Annotated in this window: 16 protein-coding genes and 1 pseudogene; 7 read left to right on the forward strand and 10 right to left on the reverse strand. The window is 63.7% G+C overall.

Annotation, left to right across the window (positions count from 1 at the left end; genetic code table 11):
- Positions 1 to 12: 12 nt before the first annotated feature.
- Together LH128_RS02030 and LH128_RS02035 are read right to left on the reverse strand one after the other, a co-directional pair.
- Positions 13 to 1,044, reverse strand: a complete 1,032-nt coding sequence (locus tag LH128_RS02030) for a LacI family DNA-binding transcriptional regulator (protein ID WP_008827906.1) — start codon at positions 1,042 to 1,044, stop codon at positions 13 to 15.
- A 25-nt stretch (positions 1,045 to 1,069) separates the two neighbouring features.
- Complete coding sequence (locus tag LH128_RS02035; protein WP_008827907.1) at positions 1,070 to 3,382, reverse strand: membrane-bound PQQ-dependent dehydrogenase, glucose/quinate/shikimate family; 2,313 nt, start codon at positions 3,380 to 3,382, stop codon at positions 1,070 to 1,072.
- Between the two features lie 243 nt (positions 3,383 to 3,625).
- On the opposite strand from LH128_RS02035, the gene LH128_RS02040 reads away from it, so the two are divergent.
- A complete protein-coding gene (locus LH128_RS02040; RefSeq protein ID WP_008827908.1) occupies positions 3,626 to 4,957 on the forward strand; it encodes a carbohydrate porin in 1,332 nt (443 codons plus the stop codon).
- Positions 4,958 to 5,571: 614 nt separating this feature from the next.
- Here the strand turns inward: LH128_RS02040 and LH128_RS02050 are convergent.
- From LH128_RS02050 to LH128_RS02070, 6 genes are all read right to left on the reverse strand, one after another.
- A complete protein-coding gene (locus LH128_RS02050) occupies positions 5,572 to 6,234 on the reverse strand; it encodes a DsbA family oxidoreductase (RefSeq protein WP_008827910.1) in 663 nt (220 codons plus the stop codon).
- Positions 6,235 to 6,529: 295 nt separating this feature from the next.
- Complete coding sequence (locus tag LH128_RS31805; protein WP_083910046.1) at positions 6,530 to 7,618, reverse strand: MucR family transcriptional regulator; 1,089 nt, start codon at positions 7,616 to 7,618, stop codon at positions 6,530 to 6,532.
- Positions 7,619 to 7,950: 332 nt separating this feature from the next.
- Positions 7,951 to 8,421: an aminoglycoside 6'-N-acetyltransferase gene (gene aac(6'), locus LH128_RS02055; RefSeq protein ID WP_036530796.1), complete on the reverse strand. Its 471-nt coding sequence runs from the start codon at positions 8,419 to 8,421 to the stop codon at positions 7,951 to 7,953.
- A gap of 83 nt (positions 8,422 to 8,504) precedes the next feature.
- A complete protein-coding gene (locus LH128_RS02060; protein ID WP_008827913.1) occupies positions 8,505 to 8,780 on the reverse strand; it encodes an HU family DNA-binding protein in 276 nt (91 codons plus the stop codon).
- Between the two features lie 435 nt (positions 8,781 to 9,215).
- The gene (locus tag LH128_RS02065; protein ID WP_008827914.1) at positions 9,216 to 9,836 is read right to left on the reverse strand and encodes an enolase C-terminal domain-like protein; all 621 of its coding nucleotides are present in this window, start codon (positions 9,834 to 9,836) and stop codon (positions 9,216 to 9,218) included.
- Positions 9,833 to 10,393, reverse strand: coding sequence for a hypothetical protein (locus tag LH128_RS02070; RefSeq protein ID WP_008827915.1), 561 nt, complete (start codon positions 10,391 to 10,393; stop codon positions 9,833 to 9,835). Before LH128_RS02070 ends, LH128_RS02065 begins: the two co-directional genes overlap by 4 nt.
- A 152-nt stretch (positions 10,394 to 10,545) precedes the next feature.
- On the opposite strand from LH128_RS02070, the gene LH128_RS34270 reads away from it, so the two are divergent.
- From LH128_RS34270 to arsH, 5 genes are read left to right on the forward strand one after another with little or no spacing between them, the layout of a single operon-like run.
- The gene (locus LH128_RS34270; RefSeq protein ID WP_327195023.1) at positions 10,546 to 10,869 is read left to right on the forward strand and encodes a hypothetical protein; all 324 of its coding nucleotides are present in this window, start codon (positions 10,546 to 10,548) and stop codon (positions 10,867 to 10,869) included.
- Between the two features lie 39 nt (positions 10,870 to 10,908).
- Positions 10,909 to 11,238 carry an ArsR/SmtB family transcription factor gene (locus LH128_RS02080; protein ID WP_008827916.1) on the forward strand — a complete coding sequence of 110 codons (330 nt, stop codon included), beginning with the start codon at positions 10,909 to 10,911 and terminating at the stop codon, positions 11,236 to 11,238.
- A gap of 12 nt (positions 11,239 to 11,250) precedes the next feature.
- Positions 11,251 to 11,679, forward strand: coding sequence for an arsenate reductase (glutaredoxin) (gene arsC / locus LH128_RS02085; RefSeq protein WP_008827917.1), 429 nt, complete (start codon positions 11,251 to 11,253; stop codon positions 11,677 to 11,679).
- On the forward strand, positions 11,676 to 12,347 hold the full coding sequence (locus LH128_RS02090) for an aquaporin (RefSeq protein WP_008827918.1): 672 nt from the start codon (positions 11,676 to 11,678) through the stop codon (positions 12,345 to 12,347). The genes arsC and LH128_RS02090 overlap by 4 nt, the downstream gene beginning before the upstream one ends.
- Complete coding sequence (arsH, locus tag LH128_RS02095; protein ID WP_008827919.1) at positions 12,344 to 13,093, forward strand: arsenical resistance protein ArsH; 750 nt, start codon at positions 12,344 to 12,346, stop codon at positions 13,091 to 13,093. Before LH128_RS02090 ends, arsH begins: the two co-directional genes overlap by 4 nt.
- Positions 13,094 to 13,150: 57 nt before the next feature.
- On the opposite strand, the gene LH128_RS02100 is transcribed toward arsH, so the two are convergent.
- The gene (locus tag LH128_RS02100) at positions 13,151 to 14,767 is read right to left on the reverse strand and encodes an alkaline phosphatase D family protein (protein ID WP_008827920.1); all 1,617 of its coding nucleotides are present in this window, start codon (positions 14,765 to 14,767) and stop codon (positions 13,151 to 13,153) included.
- Between the two features lie 23 nt (positions 14,768 to 14,790).
- Positions 14,791 to 16,980: a TonB-dependent receptor gene (locus tag LH128_RS02105; RefSeq protein WP_008827921.1), complete on the reverse strand. Its 2,190-nt coding sequence runs from the start codon at positions 16,978 to 16,980 to the stop codon at positions 14,791 to 14,793.
- A gap of 888 nt (positions 16,981 to 17,868) precedes the next feature.
- On the opposite strand from LH128_RS02105, the pseudogene LH128_RS02110 reads away from it, so the two are divergent.
- Positions 17,869 to 18,461 (forward strand): annotated as a pseudogene (locus LH128_RS02110) (IS5 family transposase); the annotation flags it as partial.
- Positions 18,462 to 18,480 lie beyond the last annotated feature (19 nt).

Here is an 18,480-nt window from a genome sequence, read left to right on the forward strand (position 1 = left end):
ATTCGAGCGCGACTATGCCAGCGTCGTATCCGGTAAACTGCGTGGAGCCGCCGAAGATGCCCTGACGATCAGGTTGGTTTCGACCAGCTTCATGGATCTGCTCTCGCCGCCAATCTGACCGAGCAGGGCTTGCGCGGCCGCCCGCCCTATTTCCGAGGCATTCACCCGCACCGTCGTCAGCGGCGGGTTCATGCAGGCGGCGATTTCCATATCGTCGAAGCCGGCGATCGAGATATCGTCCGGAACCCGAAATCCCAGCCGTTGCGCCTCCGCCATCGCGCCGATCGCCAGAATGTCGTTGGCGCAAATGATCGCGGTCGGCTGGTCCGCGAGGATTTCGGAAAGGCCAACCGCTCCGCGATCGACCGTATAGCGCTGTTCGCTCACGGCCAGCGTACAGCCATGCGCGGCCGTGAAATCGACGAGGGCCTGCAGTCGGGCGAAGGCGCGATCGTTACCTGCGGTAACGCCGGCGATCGCGCCAAAACGGCGATGGCCCAATTCGAACAGATATCGGATGACCGAGGTGCTGGCCGCCGCATTGTCGAAACCGACCCAGCTTGCGTCGATATCCGGATCAGCGGTCCAGGTCAGGCAATAGGGTACGCCCTGCTGGTCGAGCAACGCATAAAGGGCAGGATCGCGCGCGGCACCGACGAGCATGATCGCCTCGGCGCCGCGTTCGATGAGTATCCGCGCCGCTTCCGCTTCCCGCACACCGTCATAATTACTGGTCGCGAGCAGGAGCGTCGATCCGGCGGCCGCCACCTCCTTCTGCAAGCCGTCCAGGCAATTGGCAAAGATCGGATTGTCGAGCGTAGGCACTACGGCTCCGATCAGGTGGCTACGCTTCGATGCAAGCGCCCGGGCTGCGCTGGAAGGCAGATAGCCCAGTTCCTCGATCGCCCGCCTGATCGCCTCGCGCGTGGCGGGCGCAACTGTCGAGGGGGAATTGAGAAGCCTCGACACCGTTACCTTGCCGACCCCCGCGCGGCGGGCGACGTCGTTGATGGTGACGGTGTTCGAGGCGTTCTTCTTGGTCATCGGATTGCTCCGATAATCCTTTTTCCTACTTCAGGGTATAGGCGGTGACCAGATCGCCGTGCTTGGTGCCGAGCGGACCGTGTCCGCCATCCGCGGTCACCACGTATTGCCGCCCGCCGGCCCCGTACGTCATCGGGGTCGATTGGCCACCGGCGCCGAGCCGGTCCTCCCACAACAGCTTGCCGCTATCAACCGCATATGCGCGGATGTACTGGTCGAGCGTGCTGGTCAGGAACATCACGCGGCCACGGGTGATCAGCGGTCCGCCGATGCTGGGCACGCCCAGACGCAGCGGGATCGGCAGCGGCGCGCTGTCACGGATGGTGCCGTTGCGGACCTGCCAGGCGGTTTTCATCGTGCGCAGATCGACCGCGACCACGGCGCCCCAGGGCGGACGGAAGCAGGGCAGGCCGATCGGCGAGAACAGCGGACCATGCGCGACGCCATAAGGCGTGCCGAGCATCGGCTGCAGGCCGCCTTCCGGTCCCGGCGGGTGCTGCGGCGTGGCATAGGACGGATTTTGCGGGCCACGCGGCAGCAGCTTGGACACGAACGGCATGTAGTTCAGGTTGCCGACCATGATCTGGCGCTCGGGGTCGATCGCGACACCGCCCCATTCGAACATGCCGATGTTGCCCGGGAACACGAGCGTCCCTTGCGTGCTCGGCGGTGTGAACGGCCCTTCATAACGCAGCTGGTGGAACTGAATCCGGCAGGCGAGCTGGTCGAACATCGTCGCCCCCCACATGTCGGCGCCGGTAACCGGGGCCTTCGGGCGGAAGCTCAGCTGAGAGAACGGCTGGGTCGGCGACAGACGCTCGCCGGGAGCGCCGCCCTGCGGGACCGCCGTTTCGGGCGCATCGACCAGCAGCTTGCCGGTCAGGCGGTTCAGCACGAAGATGTCGCCGCTCTTGGTGGGGGCAAAGAGCGCCGGGACGACCTTTCCATTCCGACGCAGATCGACGAGCGAGGGCTGGGCGGGAATGTCCATGTCCCACAGATCGTGGTGAACGGTCTGGTACGACCAGACGCGATGCCCGGTGTTGACGTTGAGCGCGACGATTGAGCTGCTGTAGCGCTCCACGGACGGCGAACGGTTGCCACCCCATACGTCGGGGGTGCTCACGCCCATCGGCAGGTAGACCAGCCCCGCCTTTGCGTCGAAGGCGAGCGGTGCCCAGGCGTTGGGCGAGTTGGTCTTGAAGCTCTCGCCCTTGCCGGGCAGGTGATTCTCGTCGATCGCGCCCGAATCCCACGCCCAGACCAGCCGGCCGGTGTAGACGTCGTAGCCGCGGATCACGCCCGAGGGTTCATTGCTGGAATAGTTGTCGGTGATCGATCCGCCCAGGACGAGGACGTGATCGGAAACGATCGGCGGCGATGTCGGCTCGTAGAAGCCGACCTTGGACATGCCCATGTCCTTGTTCAGATCGACGGTGCCGTTGGTGCCGAACCCCTTGCAGACCTGGCCGGTCTTGGCGTCGAGCGCGATCAGGCGGGCGTCGTTGGTCGGCAGATAGATACGCGCGGCGCATTCGGCCGGGGCCGGCTTGCCCTGGCTGTCGAGCGCGTTGGCGGGGGTCTCGTGATAGGAGACGCCGCGGCAGGTCATGTGCTGGAAGGTCTTGTTGCCGAAGACCTTGGGATCGAACTGCCAGCGGACATGGCCGGTGGCGCCGTCAACGGCGATCACCTTCTGGTGCGTCGAACACAGATAGACGGTGCCGTTCACCGCCAGCGGCGTATCCTCGAAGGTGGCGTCCTTGGGATCGTTGGGACGCACTTCGTCGCCGGTGTGGATCTGCCAGGCGACCTTGAGCTTGTCGACATTGGCCGGCGTGATCTGGTCGAGCGGCGAGAAGCGATCGCCGCCCTGGCTACGGCCATAGGCGCGCCAGTCGCCCGCCGGCTGGACCGCCGCCATCGCGGCATCGACCTGGCTTTGGTTGGCGGTGAGATCGCCTTCGAAGCTGTGCGGGTCCTGCGCAACCGCGATCCCCATGTAGGCGGCGCCGATCACCACCGTCGCGACCAGCGGGGTGCGGACCCCGCGCGAAATCGACGGGATCACCAGCAACGCGGCCGCCAGGATGCCGATCACGCCCAGGCGCGGAGTGATCTGCCACCAGTCGAACCCGACTTCGGAATAGCACCAAAGGATCGAACCGAGCGCGAGTAGGCAATAAAGCCACATGGCATTGCGGGTCCGTCCCAGCCAGAGCAGCGCGGAACAACCCAGGAACAGCGCTCCGGCAATGGCATAATAGAAGGACCCCCCGAGGCCTATCAGCCACAGGCCGCCGACGAGAAGGGGGAGCGAGAACAGTAGCAGCAACACGCTAAGGATTCGGCGTGGCCAGCGGCTGCCTGGGGCCGAACGTGAAGAAGAGGTCATGGGAAAGGACTCGATAATCGTGACCAAATGTGTATGGAACCGGTTCCATAAATTGGCAACCCTCGGTTCGCAACAAGCGGTCTGAGGTAACCCGAGTTTGCAGTATCCGCCATGTTCTCCCTTCCTGTTCAGCCACTTACGATCGTCCACTATGTCGCAGCGATACCGCCCGTCACAGCGGATCGCATGCTCGTAGAGCAATCGAACGGCCCTATCCCAGACGGCTCGGACAATGCGGCGGGCGCCGATAATTCGACCGCGCACCACCTGCCACCGGCTACGGAACATGATGCCGCGAACGGGAAAACGCCCGACACCCCGCATTTGCTCGGTGACTGGTTCGGGTTGCGGCACAAGCTCGTCGACATCGGAATCACGCCGATCCTCGCCAACACCACTCAAAGCCTCGACAATGTCCGTGGGGGATCACGGCAACGGTTCGTCACCGCCGGACAGTTCAACATCGGCGCCGTTGCCGACCTTCACTCGCTTACCGGATCGTTGCCTGGCACCTTCAGGGTCCTGCTGACCCGACGTTATGGCCAGGCCTTCAACACGGCGTCGGGCGTGAACGCGCTGGTCAACCCTATGGCGATCCAGGGGCGCGGCGAACTGTGGCGGGTCAGCCAGTTTTCCTACCAGGTCGCCCTGGGACGCGTGGACGTTAAAGTTGGCAGGATGCTGATGGACGAGGATTTCGACATCGGCCAGTGCGACTTCGTCAACGGCTATAGCTGCCTGGGCGAGAATATCCGCGTCGCCAACAACAGCTGGGTCGTCACCCCGGCCTCGCAATGGGGTGCGCGGCTGGTCTATGACTTTGGCGCGGGCTGGTCGCTCAAGACCGCTATCTACAGCTTCAACCCGAAAAATCTCGCCACGAACCGCGATTTCTACGTCGGATTCAGCGGCGCGAACGGCGTCTCCGTGCCCGTCGAACTCGATTACAAGCCCAAGATCGGCGGGACGTTGCAGGGAAGGTATATCTTGGGCGGCTTCTTCAGCAATTCGCACCAGGTCGATCCCGTGCTCAACACCCAGCATCAGCGCCTGGTTCTGCAGGGCGGCACGCCGCTCATGCGCGATACCGAGCTCGGTGTTTATTTCGGCGCGGAGCAGCAATTGACCGCCGCGCGCGACGATGGGTCACATGCCCTGTCCGCCCTCTTCCACGCCTCGGAGTTCAGCAGCCAGAGTGCGCTCAACAGCAATGCGCTGGGCATGGGGCTGGAATACTCGGGCATCTTCAAGGCGCGCCCGAAGGACAAGATCGGCCTCGCCTTCGGCACGGCGCACATCAACGATCGCATTACCAATCAGGACAAGATCATCCGCGCCGCCACCGGCACGGACACGCCGGTGCGCGGGCGGGAATATGGCGTGGAGGGATTCTACGCCATCAACGTGATGCCGGGCCTGTTGCTTGAACCCGATGCGCAGGTGATCGTCCATCCCGGCGGCAATTCGAGCCAGCGAACCGCAGTTCTGCTCGGCTTCAGGACCGCCACGACCTTCTGATGCGACCAGGCTCACTCGCGCGGCCAGCACGGGCTGACTGGAAGACCGCGATAGTGCGCACGGTATTAAGAGCGTCGCCCCCGCCAGCCCATCCGCTACGAGGAACGGCTGGAGCAGGACATGATTGCCGTACCGATCGGGCCACGGTCGCAGAGGATAATCACGGCGGCGGCTCCCGCCTATCTGGACGCCCATGGCCGCCCTACGCATCCCCGCGACCTCCTCGACCACGCCTGCCTACGCCTGCGCTTCTCCAGTGGCGCGCGGGCCACCTGGGAGTTTGAGCGCGGCGACGAAGTGATCCGCCTCGACCCGCCTGGCCCTGTGCTGATCCAGCCCGGATCGGCGTGCGACCTGTTGGTCGAGACGGCGATCGCGGGCCTCGGAATCATACGGCTGTTCGAGGACTGGCTTGCTCCGGTCGTGCAGTCAGGAGCCCTGGAAGGATTCTCGACGAATGGGACGAGCCGTTCTCGGGGCCGATGCTCTATTACTCCGGCCGCCGCCAGCTTCCCCCTCCGCTCAGGGCCTTCATCGACTTCACCCGGACGGAGCCAGCCATGCCAAAGCCGCAGAGATAACGACATCGGCCTGCATCAAGGTGCCGTCCGGGGCTACTGAGTGACTGCAACCCGTTCTGCGGCAATCTTTTTCAACACGTCCTCGAACACCTCGACTGGCTGGCCGCCCGACACAAGGTACTTCTCGTCGATGACGATCGCCGGGACGCTCGAGATCCCCCGCGAGCGCCAGAGTTCCTCGTCATCACGGACTGCCGAAGCGAATTCGTCTCCGCAGAGGATTTCCGCCGCGCGCAACGTATCGAGGCCTGCGCGCGCGACTACGTCCAGCAGCACTTCATGGCGCGAGATATTGGCGCCCTGAGTGAAGTACGCCTCGAACAGCGCGTGCTTGAGTTCGGATTGGCGGCCCTGTTCTCCCGCCCAATGCAGCAGCCTATGCGCGTCGAACGTATTGTAGATGCGGCTCTCGTCGTTCATCGCAATTGTGAAGCCGACGCTTGCGGCGCGCTCCTGAAGCACCGCCCTGCTCGCGGCCGACTGTTCGGGCGTGGATCCGTACTTCTGGGCAATGTGCTCACGCAGGTTTTGCCCCTCGCTCCCCATGTTCGGATTCAGTTCGAACGGCTGGAAATGGATCTCGGCAGTGACTTCTCCCTCGAGCCGCTCAAGGGCGGCTTCCAGGCCCTTCAGTCCGATGACGCACCAGGGACAGGCCACATCGGACACGAAATCGATCTTCAACTGCTGGGGCATTCTCAGGCGTTCCTTCGATCAGCTTCACATGCCCCAGACAGATAGGAACGTTCTCGGCACATGACGAGGTTACGGTGTTGTATCGAAGGCCAATGCCCCTGCAAGGCGCGCCGCTTCGTCAGATCTAAAGGAGCGCGTGGTGGCGAGAATGGATAACGGCTTCGGTTCGGCGTTATGGGTTGGCGACCAGGAACTACCATTGGATCGTCGGTAGTGCGAAGCTGTCTGGTAGGGAACGCCAACCTCCCCATCCCACTCTGCCGCCTGTCGCGGCAGAGTGGTGGGTCCGACAGCTTTACTTGGCCTTAGTGGCCTGACGCTTACGGCGCGGTTTAGCCTCCGCGACAGCGGGTACGGTCGTTTCAACCGCAGTGGTTGCCTCAGCGGCCTCGTTCCCGAATAGGCCGAGCTTGCGCCGGCGCTTCGGCTTTTCGACCACTTCGGCAGTTTCTTCCACCACTGGAATTGAGGCAGCAGACCCTCTCGCCGGCTGAGGTGTCCGTGCCATACGCTTTACCGGCTGCTTCCTCCGCGTCTTGGCGCCGGTCGCGGCCTTTTCTGGCTTCCCCGTTTCGGCAGAGGCAACAGCAGCGGTTTCGACCTTTGGCGCGGCGGTCTCCGGCTCAGCAGTGTTCGAAGGTATCTCGACCGCTGGGATGGCTCCCGTTTCAGCCGCGGCAGACGGGGAATCCGCGAGAGCTTTGCCAGCCTTTTTTGCGTTGCGCCGCTTTGGCATTGCCGGAGCAGCCTTCGCTGCCTCCTTCACGGGCTTGGCAGAAGGGGCGGCGACCGAAGAAGCGGGTGCTTGCCGCACATCAGTTGCTGGAGCAGCTTTGCGCTGTTCTGGCGCTGCTGTAAACTTCGACTTTGCCGTACGCTTGGGCTTTCCTGGTGCTGATGCGGGTTCACTTGACGGGCTCAGTTCAACGCTTTCATCGACCGAACCAGTGCGTTCCGGCGCTAAACTTTCAGCGACTGCCTTGCGGCTGCCCAATCCGATTTTTTCGGCGATCTCGCGGCGCCGCGCCGCGAATGACGGCGCGACCATAGGATAGGTCGAGGACAGGTTGTAGCGTTCACGGTATTGTTCCGGGGTGAGGCCGTTGCTCGCCAGGTGACGTTTGAGCGTTTTGTAAGGTTTGCCGTCGATGAGGCTGAGAATGTGATCCGCCGACGCCAGGCTCTTGCGCACTGAAACCGCGGGCGTGAAGATAGGTGCTTCGGGTTCTGCTTGTTCAGGGGTGCTGTCTTCGACCAGAGCGGCCCGTGTCGAGCGAATGAGCCCGGCAAGATCATCGGCACTGACCGTATTGTTGGCGAGATACGCGCTCAGAAGTTGAACGGTGAGTGCAGCAATATCGGAAGTCGGTTCGGTGTCAGGCATCGATTTGCCCCTCTCGGATTTATAACGACGACGTTGAGCTATTGCCTTTATGGCAATTTGTCATGGATCGACGCGGTTGCAGTGCTTTTCAAGGGTAAATATAGCGAACACCTCGATCTGAGGCACGCCCGAGTACGACAATGCGTCAACGGCGCGTACTCCTATGAGACGATTAGCCAGCAGATACTCCTATCGTCGGATTGGCGGCGGCCGATCAGCATCAATGCCCGATCTGCCCGGCATGCCCCATAGATGTACGGCCTGTTGATAACACGGTGAACAAGCTGCGGAAAAAGGTGTCAATCGACATCCGAAGCTTCATCTGGAGCAGTTCAGCTTAACAGCGGCATCGGCGTCAGGACCTTGCGAAAATACACCACTCGCTCGGTTTCCTCGAATTTCAGCGCTGCGTGCATTGCATGCGACACGGTGTTGTCCAACATGGCATCCGAGGCGAGTTCAGCGCAGCCCATGCTGCGAGCCCAAGCTTCCACGGCGTCCACCAAGCCGCGCCCGATGCCTTGTCGCCGGCATTCTTCCACGACATACAGCCCCTCAAGGAACGCGACCGGTGAAGTTTCGCAGCCGTTGACGTAATCGACGCGCATCGCGGCTTCCGCAAATCCGACAAGCGCGCCGTGCTTATCGCGCGCTAGGAAGCCAATGAAAGGCTGCGGCTCCGCCATTAGCTGAACCACGTCTTCCTGGTGCTCCGCTTCCGAGCCATCTGGCCAGAGCGACGTGCGCAGAGCCGACCATTCAAGAAGATCAGCGTTGCTGCCCACTGTTATCCGTACGATCATGCCGCTCGGCCTCGGGAACTGGTCAGGGAAATTATGCATGGTGGCGACGCCGGCAATAGGCGCGATGCCGCCACCGTATTGCATCAGCCGTTGAGCTTGTCCTTGACCGCCTTGGCGACCGTGAAGGTCAGCTTCTTCGAAGCCTTGATGGTCATTGCCTCGCCGGTAGCGGGGTTGCGGCCTTCACGCTCAGGGCTGTCCTTCACCTTGAACTTGCCAAAGCCGTTGAGCGAGACTTCCTCACCCTTGGCCGCCGCGCTGCCGATCGCCTCGAACACGGCGTCGACAATCTTGCGGGCGTCGGTTTTGGTAATGCCGTGATCGTTGGCGATGGCGTCGGCGAGATCGCTGTTGTTCATGAGAAGTTCGTCCTGTCGATGTCTATGGTTCGCAAAGCTACGTTGCTTTCGAGCTTCGCGGCCTTCCACCATGGAACAGCCGAAACCGCGTTCAAAGTCGCATACTCACGCTGAACGCGCCTTGAGGCCGCTTTGTCCACAGTCTGTGGATATGTGAAACTCATTCGGTGACCGAATTACCCGGAAAACATCGCGCGCGGAACCATTCTCGGCCGGTCTCTTGCATAACGCACACAAGGAGAATTCCCATGTTTGGCATGGTCATCGGCGCAATCGCAGGAAACAAGGCCGCAAAGCACGTCCAGGGGGGCGCTCCGCGACGAACTCACCGCGCTGCAGCGCGGCGATCGGCCGGATCGGCATGGCTGGGTGCAGGCGTGCAGCTAGGCTGAACCGCGCGTTTCCGGGGGCGGCATGAAGCCGTCCCCGCCGAAGTCAGGCAGTCACGCTCCCCCACGCCGCGCCCCAGAGGTTCGGCGGGCAATGAATGCGTCCGTCACGATAGGACACAGGCTCGGGCAAATCCGCAGCGATGAAGGCCGGACCGTCGAGGTCCACGAAGTCACATAGCTGACCGAGCAGAAACGCCGGAGCCGCGGCAAGGCTGGACCCCGCCATGTTGCCGACCATCACGCCCAGCCCCAGCTTGCGCGCGAACGCCTCCATGTCCAGCGCTTCGGTCAGGCCTCCGCACTTGTCGAGCTTGATGTTGGCAACCTGGAACCGGCCGACCAGTCCCGCGATGTCCTCCAGTCCCAGCAGGCTTTCGTCCGCCGCGATGGGAATGCCCGCGCCGCCCGCAGGCATCGCCCGGCGCAGTTCCTCGCGGCTGGGGCCGTCCTCGATCAAGGGGCGGTAGGCTTCCAGCTCGGACTGCATGTGATCGAGCGTATCGCCGGTGTAGTAGACCCCGCTCGCCTCGCCGCGCCCGGCGATACCACCGCCTTCCAGCCTGACCCGTACGGCGGGGATGCCGGTGAAGACATGGCCGGCGATGCGCAGCGGCTGCCTGAAGGTCATCGGGTCGGTAGCTACGTGCAGCGTGAGCTTGCTCATGCCGTCGCCCCCACGATCCCGGTCCGCCGCGCGCCGCGCATGGCAAGCAGAAAGAAGAACGCCGCCAGCAGCGAACTGGGAAAGCTGACGCCCGCGATCGCCTGCCCCAGCATCGCTTCGCCGCCCAGCGCCTGGCTGAGCAGGGCGATGGCGGACGGCGCGGTCGCGACGCCGAATACCGCCGAGACGAAGACGTTCGTGCCCAGCGCCAGCCCGCGTATCTCGTTGGGGACGTTGAGCGCGATCGCGATCACCCCGATCGTCGCCGTCACCGCACCCATCGTCAGGTTGAGGGCCAGCACCCCGGCCCGGCCCCCACGCCGACGGCCGAGTTCCGCGCCCTGCCCTCCGGCAAGCGCGCCGACGATACCGCCCGCCGCCAGGTCGCCTGCCTGCCCGAAAACGTCGCGCTCTAGGAACACTTGAGTGCCGTGGAGAACGCACAGTATCTGCTGGCGCTTTCCGGCGGGAAGCAGGACCATAAGGCGATCGCCGGTGTCTTCACCGCAGCCGGTCTGCAGGAACGCGCCTGGGACCAGCGGCTTGACGCCTTCCACCCATCCCGGGACGTACCATCGCCGCTCGCGTTCGCGGCGCGGGAGATGCGTGATGTCTCGAAGCGCAAATCTACAATAGCGATACCTTCAACCCGGAACCGGCACTGTCCGGCCGCTTCGATTCCCCCTTCGTGCTGGTGTTTCTTGCCCTGTTGTTCGCTCACGATCTGACCTCGGGCGAGCGCAAGGCCGGGCGCCGGCGAACGCTGGCCGCACGGCGGCGCGGCCTGGTGGCGACGCCGCACGTTGCTGCGCCTCGCGCTGCTCTGGGGAGCGACTGGTGTACCTTTCGCCGTTGCGGCCGCTACTTCGGGCGTTGCGGCAGGGACGATCCTCGCGATCCCGCTAGTGGCCTTGCATACCTGCTGTTCTGGGTAGCATTGTGCGCTCTGATCGGCGGGCTGCGCTGGAGCAGCCTTGCCAATGCGGCGAGCCTGGCGACCAAGCGCACGAAACCTATCGGCATTATGCGATAGGTTGTTGACCACGACAATTCCATCGGATAATTCCGATTAATGGAAACCGGCACAGCCCTCTCGATCCTCACGGCTCTTGCGCATCCGACTCGTCTGTCGACCTTCAAACTTCTGGTTCAACATGAACCCGAGGGGCTTTCTACCGGGCAATTGGTCGAGGACAGTGGGTTAAGCCAGAGTACGTTCTCCACCCATCTGGCCGTCCTCGTGAAGGCAGGGGTGGTCGTTTCCGAAAAGCGCGGGCGTCAACAAATCCAACGAGCCAGCATCGATTCCCTACGCGGCCTCATGCTGTTTCTCGCCAAGGACTGCTGCGGAGGCCGTGCCGATCTGTGCGAGCCGCTGCTTGCCGAACTCACCTGCTGCTGAAGGATCAGCGCTGTGACCGACATCGTCATCTACCATAACCCTGAATGCGGGACGTCACGCAACACACTCGCCATGATCCGCAACGCCGGCATCGAGCCGCACATCATCGAATATCTGAAAACACCTCCGGCACGTGCGCTTCTCGTCCAGTTGATCGATCGTGCCGGCATGCCGCCGCGCGACCTCCTGCGCCAGAAGGGTACGCCCTATGCCGTGCTTGGCCTCGATGATGCGGCGCTGACCGACGATGCCCTGATCGACGCGATGATAACACACCCGGCCCTCATCAACCGGCCGCTGGTCGTGACGCCCCTGGGTGTAAAATTGTGCCGCCCGTCCGAGGCAGTGCTGGACATCCTGCCCACGCAGCAGCGTGGTGCCTTCGCCAAGGAGGATGGCGAGCAGGTCGTGGACACCGCCGGCAATCGCATCCAGGCGTGATCCCCCGCGCCGTTCTCGTCGAGGGGCTTGGCAGCCTTCTGCTGTTTGCGACCGTGATCGGCTCGGGGATCATGGCGGAGCGCCTGGCCGGCGGGAACGCCGCCATCGCGCTTCTGGGCAATACACTGGCGACCGGCGCGATGCTGTTCGTGCTGATCACGATGCTCGGCCCGGTGTCTGGCGCGCACATGAACCCCGCCGTCACGCTCGTCATGCGTCTGCGCGGGCATATCCGCACTGACGCGGCACTGGCCTATGTCGCGGCGCAACTGACAGGCGGTATCCTCGGCGTGTGGCTGGCCCACCTGATGTTCGATCTGCCAGTCCTTCAATTGTCCACGAAGCTCCGCGATGGCCAAGGACAATGGGTCAGCGAGGCTGTCGCGACCTTCGGGCTGGTCTTGACGATCCTCGGGACCGCACGGATGCGTCCGGACAATCTTCCGGTCAGCGTCGCCATCTACATCGTAGCAGCCTACTGGTTCACATCGTCCACCAGTTTCGCAAATCCGGCCATCACCGTCGCTCGATCGCTGAGCGACAGCTTCGCCGGGATCGCCCCGTCATGCGTACCGGCCTTCGTTGCCGCGCAGATCGTCGGCGCGGTCGCCGCCCACCTTGCCAGCGGGATCATCTTCCCGGCAGCCTTACGAGAGGAACCCGCATGAACCGTATCCGCGTCCTGCCTGATCCCGGCCATCTTCCCGCACTCGATGCCGCCTATGCGATCGCACGCCCGGCGCTCGGCCTTGGCGACGATCAGCCACCGCCGCGTATACTCCTGCTCTACGGATCGCTTCGGGATCGGTCCTTCTCTCGCCTGGCGGTCGAGGAAGCGGCGCGCCTGCTTCGGTTCTTCGGTGCGGAGACGCGCATCTTCGATCCGTCAGATCTGCCGCTGCCGGATCAGGTGGCTGGCGACGACCATCCCGCCGTGCACGAACTGCGCGAACTCTCGATGTGGTCGGAAGGTCAAGTATGGTGCAGCCCCGAGCGGCATGGCCAGATCACCGGCATCATGAAGGCCCAGATCGACCATCTGCCGCTGGAGATGAAGGGCATGCGGCCCACGCAGGGCCGCACCCTCGCCGTGATGCAGGTGTCCGGCGGATCGCAGTCGTTCAACGCGGTCAACACGCTGCGCCTCCTCGGTCGCTGGATGCGGATGTTCACGATTCCCAATCAGTCGTCGGTGGCAATGGCCTATACGGAGTTCGATGAGGCTGGCCGCATGAAGCCGTCCAGTTACTATGACAGGATCGTCGACGTAATGGAGGAGTTGGTGCGGATCACCGTCCTCATGCGCCCACATGCATTCCAACTGGTAGACCGCTACTCGGAACGCAAGGCGGCCGGCATCAACGTCGATCAATCGGCAGATCGCGCGAATGCAGCACTGGCCGACGGGCTGTGACCGCATTCGACCTGTGCCGCCCTTCAACGGCTGCTCGATAACAGCTGGCCAGGGTCGCTAGGCACTGAAGCGACGTTCGCCCCACTTGACCGACAGGCCCTCGGTGGTGACCCCCGCCGTGGTGTGCTGCGCGATCGTGGGCATGAAGTGCCACTCGCCCTTCACCGCCTCGGGCGTGATCTGCATCGAGACGTAGCCGCGCCGACTGGTGTCGACGAAGGCAAGACCCGGGTTGGCGGACTGCATCGCCTTGCCCAGATCGGCCGGCGGCACGGCGGGCAGGTATTCCTCGTAGCCCGGCGAGGTGACCGACTGGCCCGCGTACTCGACGCCGACCGGGCGCCCATCGACGGACAAGTCGTTGCCCCAGGCATTGTGGCTGTCGCCGGACAGGACGACGAGGTTGCAGTCCGCCTCGCGCGCGGCGCGAAGAAGGCGTTCGCGCGCGGCGGGGTAGCCATCCCACGAATCCATGTTGAACGGCAGGCCCGCCTTCGACGCCGCAGCGATCGCCATCAACGCCGCCGCGACCTTGGGATCGCCGCCGCTGGTGGCCAGCTGCGCGATCTGCGGCGGGGCCTTGAGCGAACCCATCACCACCTGCTGCGCCAGCACCTGCCAGCGCGTCCCGGCCTTGGCTGAGGCGGCCATGTCGGCGTAGAGACGGCCTTCCTGCGCCGCGCCCATCAAGGTGCGGTCGGCAGCCATCCACGGGCCGTCGCGGAACTCGGCAAGGGCCTTCATCAGATCGCCCTTGCCCTTGATCGCGGCACCGATGTCGAGCTGCTGCCTCCGTCCGGTCAAGCGTGTTTCGGGCCGGAACATCGTGGCGAGCGAGCCGATCTGATAGCTTTCGTAAGGCTTGTCCGACACCGGCATCCATTCGCGGTAAGCCTTTTCGGACGCCGCCTTGCGCACCGACCACGCGCCCTCGGTGTCCGGCGAGTGGTTCTCGGCGCCGTCCTTGTAGGAATCGTTGGCGCTTTCGTGATCGTCCCACTGCGCCACCATCGGGAAATTGCGATGCAGCGCGCGCAAGTCGGGATCGAGGCGATAGCTGGCAAGGCGCAGGCGGTAGTCGGCGAGCGTGACCGTCTCGTTCAGCGGCTCGATCGAACGGCCCGGCATCGGCTTGTCCGGATAGTGGCCGTAATCGTACTCGTAGTAGTAATCGCCGACATGGACGATCAGATCGAGGTCCTTGCGCGCGGCGGCATGGGCATAGGCGTTGAACCAGCCGAACGGCAGGTTGGCGCACGAGAACAGCGCCACGCCGAAGCGGTCGACCTCGCCCACCGGCAGCGTGCGGGTGCGGCCGACCTCGCTCTTCGTGCCGTCGGGCGCGATGAAACGGTAGAAGTACCACTTGCCGGGCGAAAGGCCGGTGACGGTCAGCTTGGCGCAATTGTCATGCGCGGGCGAGGCGACGATCTCGCCGCCGCCGGCCACCTTGCGGAAGGTTTCGTCTTCGGAAACCTCGCAGCGCAGCTTCGTCTCGCCGCTGCCGACGTAGCGGGTCCACAGCAGCACCGAATGCGCGGCCGGCTCTCCACTGGCGACGCCGTGGGTGAACCCGCGCGCGGTGAGGATTTGCGCGACGCCGGGCGTGGACAGCGCGGCAAGGCCGAAAGTGCCCGCCTTGAGCAGCAGGCGGCGGTCGAGAACGAGAGTCATGGGTCTGTCCTGTTCTTTGTGCGTCAGTAGCGGGCGGTGAGTTCGATGCCGTATGTGCGCGGCTCGGCAGGGATGAACGTCGGGTAGCCGAACGAGCCGCCGGTATTGCCCGCGTCGAGCAGGTACTTCTTGTCGGTCAGGTTACGCGCATAGCCGGCGACCTGGAACTTGCCGTCCATCAGCGAGACGCCCGCACGCAAGTTGACCAGCGTTACCGGGTCCTGGCTGATGAGTTCGCTGTTGGGGATCTCGAAGTAGATCTTGCTGCGGTACGTGACGCTGGGCGTCGCGAACAGGCTCACCGTCTCGGTCAGCGGGGCGTTGAGGTTGAAGCCCGCCGCCCATTGCCACTTGGACTGGAGGCGGAACTGGTCGCCTGCATAGGCTCCGTTCGCCGCCTTGTCGTCGATGCCGCCACTGATGAAGCCGACGTTGCCAAAGGCGCTCAGCCACGGGGTCAGGCGCGCTTCCAGCTCGGCCTCGACGCCGAGGTTGGAGGCGGTGCCGGCGCTGCGGGTCACCGCGCGACCGTTCTCGATGACCGAGACCTGGAAGTTGTCGTACTTGTCGTAATAGACGCCCAGCGAGCCCGAGAACATGCCGACTGTGCCCTTGATGCCGGCCTCGTAGTTCCACACCGTCTCGGACTTGATGAGGCTGAGCGCGGGCACACCGCCCGCCGCCGAGGACAGCTGCACCACCGGAGAGCGGCGGCCTTCCGAGACCGTCACGTAAAGATTTAGCGAAGGCGTCAGGTGATAGAGCACGTTCACGCGCGGCAGCACGGCGGCGTAGGACTTGCGGGCGTGGAAAGTCTGCCCGGCGGTGTCGAACATCGGTAGCAGCGGCTGGCCGTAGACCGGCGCATTGGGCTGGTAGGCGGCGTAGCCCGACCGACGCTTCTCGATCAGCACGCGCGCGCCTGCGGTCACTTCCAGATCGGGCGCAGGCTTCCACGTCACGTCGCCGAACATCGACCAGGTCTGGTTACGGCCCTCGTTGCGATACCAGCTGGAGTAGGGAACGGCGGTAAAGGCGCCGCGGGTCAGCAGCGACGTGGCGCTGGCGGCAGGCACCGAGTTGTTCGCCGCGACGCAGCCCAGCCCCGGGATCAGGTTGGCGCTGCACTGCAGGTACGTGCCCACTTCCGAGGACATCGGCACGTACTGGTAGGAATCCTCAATGAAGTAGTTCCAGCCGAACGAGGCGCGCCACTGGTCGTCGCTGTAAGTGAAGCGGCTTTCATGGCTCGCCTGCCAGCCCTTCGCGCGCTCGGCGAATTCGAGATACCACGCGGCCGAACCGTCGGCGTCGAACACTTCGAGGGCGTCGAAATCGCGGTAGCCGTTGACGGTGGTGAAGTTCCAGCCATCGGCGAAGTCCCAGTTCAGCGTCAAGTTGGCGTCGTAGACGTCGCGCGTCAGGCCCAGCTTGTCGGCGCCGAGGATCTCCTTGGAGTACGGCGAGCCACCGAGGTAGGCAGCATCGTAAAGCCCATCCACCGAGGTGGAGCCCAGGTTCTTCGACAGGAACGGCGTGCCCGAATTGCGCTGGCGGTCATAGGTCAGCACGAGGTCGGCGGTGAAGTCGCTGGTCGGCGTATAGCGCAGCGATCCGCGCAGGCCGAGCTGGTCCTGCGCATAAAGGTCGTCCTGTCCCGGCGCGAGGTTCTCGATATAGCCGTCGCGCTTCTTCCACTGCCCTGCGACGCGAACCGCCAGCACGTCGTTGCCGAGGTTGACGAAGCCTTCCAAGCGCTTGGCATCGAGGTTGCCGTAAGCCCCGGTCAGCGCGGCGGACGTGCCCGCTTCCGGCTTGGCCGATACGAAGCTGATCGCGCCGATCGTCGCGGCGGTGCCGAACAGCGTCGCCTGCGGCCCCTTGGCCACTTCGACACGGTCGAGATCGTAGACGCCCTGATAGGCCCCGCGCGAGCGCGAGATGTCGATGCCGTTGTAGTACAGCGTCACGCGCGGCCCCTGCTGCGCCGAGCCGCTGTCCGAAGTGATGCCGCGGATCACGAAGCCGGGGTTGTTGGCGCTCTGCACCTGCACATTGAGGCCGGGCACGTAGTTCGACAGTTCACCGATGTCGGTCACGCCAAGCTCGCGCATGCGCTCGCCGCTCTGGACCGAAAGCGTGATCGGCACGTCAAGGGCACGCTGCTCCACCTTCTGGGTGGTCACCACGATCTGGTTCGCGTCGGCATCCATCTCGTCCGCAAAGACAATTGAGGGTGCACCGCACAATGCTGTTCCTGCAAGCAGAGAAGATGCGTAAATGCCTATTTTCATGAATGTTTCCCCCGGGATGCCGCGTGATAGCGGCAGGAGGTATCGCGCGCTGGTGAACGTTTTGTGGCGGTTGCGAACGACCTGAACGAAAGCCCGGTCCGAGCAAGCCCCGGAGCAGTTCCCCTCCAGTGCGCGTTCGAACGGCCATCTGCGGCTGACGGGCTCAAACCCCAGCCAGTCTGGACTCCCAACTGCTTCGCGGGAACATTAGCGCTTTCGGCGAATACGCCTGCGAAAACCTGATGACGATTCCGAACGCCATGCATCGACGGCCTTCTTCGACGCGGGATCGCCGCTGGTCCTGCACCGCCTCTCGGAATTGTGCGGCATTCGGCCGATCTGCCGAAAGGCCCGCCCGTCGTCCGACATTCGCTACGAACGGGTACTGACCTTTGTGAAGGACCGGCCCGCCAATGACCTGTCCGTTCTCAACTCACTCAGGTTGCAGGCTTCGACAGCAGCGGATTTACGCGTGCACTGTATGGCAGCACTGGCCTCGCGTTCTGTGTGTGGCTGACCGTGAAGCATGTTGCAGCAATGCTGGGCTATTCAAATCCCGGAAAATTCTCATCGGCGTCTCGCTAGATCAGTTCGCCCGCCTCGCCCATGTCGGGTGTCAACGGCGAACTGGCCATTCGGCTTACACTGGTCGGAAGCGAGCTTCGCGAGCACTTTTTATACGAGATGCTGCTCCATTGCCGCATTGAAGAAGTCCAGAGCCTTTCCGGTTAAGAGCCCGACCCACAAGTTGTTGAGCAATACCACCATGTTGTGATTCACGCCGTCCTGCGAGAGATGGAGTGAATGATGGCATGGACTGGTATTGCCCGGCAGGCGCATAGCCGAAAAGGACTGCGCTATTCCAGCGATACGACCGACCGGGAGTGGACGTTAGCGGCGCCGTTCATCCCTATGGCCAAGCGGGGAGGTCGACGCCGGACAACGGACATGCGCGAAGTCCTGAACGCCTTGCTCTACATCGCGGCGAGCGGTTGCGCCTGGCGGCTTCTGCCCAAATGCTTCCCGCCGGTCTCGACGGTCCAGCGCTATTTCTACGGCTGGCGCAACGCTGGCCTGCTCGAGGCGATGAACACGGTGCTGGTCATGAACCTGCGCGAGATCGAAGGACGTGAGGCAAGCCCAAGTGCCGGTGTGGTCGACAGCCAGTCGGTCCACGGCCCTTGCGGCTATGACGCGGGCAGGAAGATCAAGGGCCGCAAGCGGCACATCCTGACCGACACCTGCGGCTTCCTCGTCTTCATTCTCGTGCATACCGCCGATATTCAGGACCGCGATGGCGCGGTCGATGTCCTCAAGGCCGTGCGGCAGCGGCTTCCCCTGGTTGCGCCATGTTTTTGCCGATGGCGGCTATGCGGGCGACAAACTTCGCGATGCCATCGCTGGATCTACGGCACGAGC

Source organism: Sphingomonas sp. LH128 (assembly GCF_000293195.2).
Taxonomy (GTDB): domain Bacteria; phylum Pseudomonadota; class Alphaproteobacteria; order Sphingomonadales; family Sphingomonadaceae; genus Novosphingobium; species Novosphingobium resinovorum_A.

Excerpts from the sequence above, each read along its gene's own strand:
- LH128_RS31805 (WP_083910046.1), bottom strand. The coding sequence starts at position 7,618 with ATGCCTGACACCGAACCGACTTCCGATATTGCTGCACTCACCGTTCAA.
- LH128_RS02030 (WP_008827906.1), bottom strand. The coding sequence starts at position 1,044 with ATGACCAAGAAGAACGCCTCGAACACCGTCACCATCAACGACGTCGCC.
- LH128_RS02080 (WP_008827916.1), top strand. The coding sequence starts at position 10,909 with ATGGAAACCGGCACAGCCCTCTCGATCCTCACGGCTCTTGCGCATCCG.
- LH128_RS02100 (WP_008827920.1), bottom strand. The coding sequence starts at position 14,767 with ATGACTCTCGTTCTCGACCGCCGCCTGCTGCTCAAGGCGGGCACTTTC.
- LH128_RS02105 (WP_008827921.1), bottom strand. The coding sequence starts at position 16,980 with ATGGATGCCGACGCGAACCAGATCGTGGTGACCACCCAGAAGGTGGAG.
- LH128_RS02050 (WP_008827910.1), bottom strand. The coding sequence starts at position 6,234 with ATGCCCCAGCAGTTGAAGATCGATTTCGTGTCCGATGTGGCCTGTCCC.
- LH128_RS02040 (WP_008827908.1), top strand. The coding sequence starts at position 3,626 with ATGCTCGTAGAGCAATCGAACGGCCCTATCCCAGACGGCTCGGACAAT.
- LH128_RS02065 (WP_008827914.1), bottom strand. The coding sequence starts at position 9,836 with ATGAGCAAGCTCACGCTGCACGTAGCTACCGACCCGATGACCTTCAGG.
- LH128_RS02060 (WP_008827913.1), bottom strand. The coding sequence starts at position 8,780 with ATGAACAACAGCGATCTCGCCGACGCCATCGCCAACGATCACGGCATT.
- arsH (WP_008827919.1), top strand. The coding sequence starts at position 12,344 with ATGAACCGTATCCGCGTCCTGCCTGATCCCGGCCATCTTCCCGCACTC.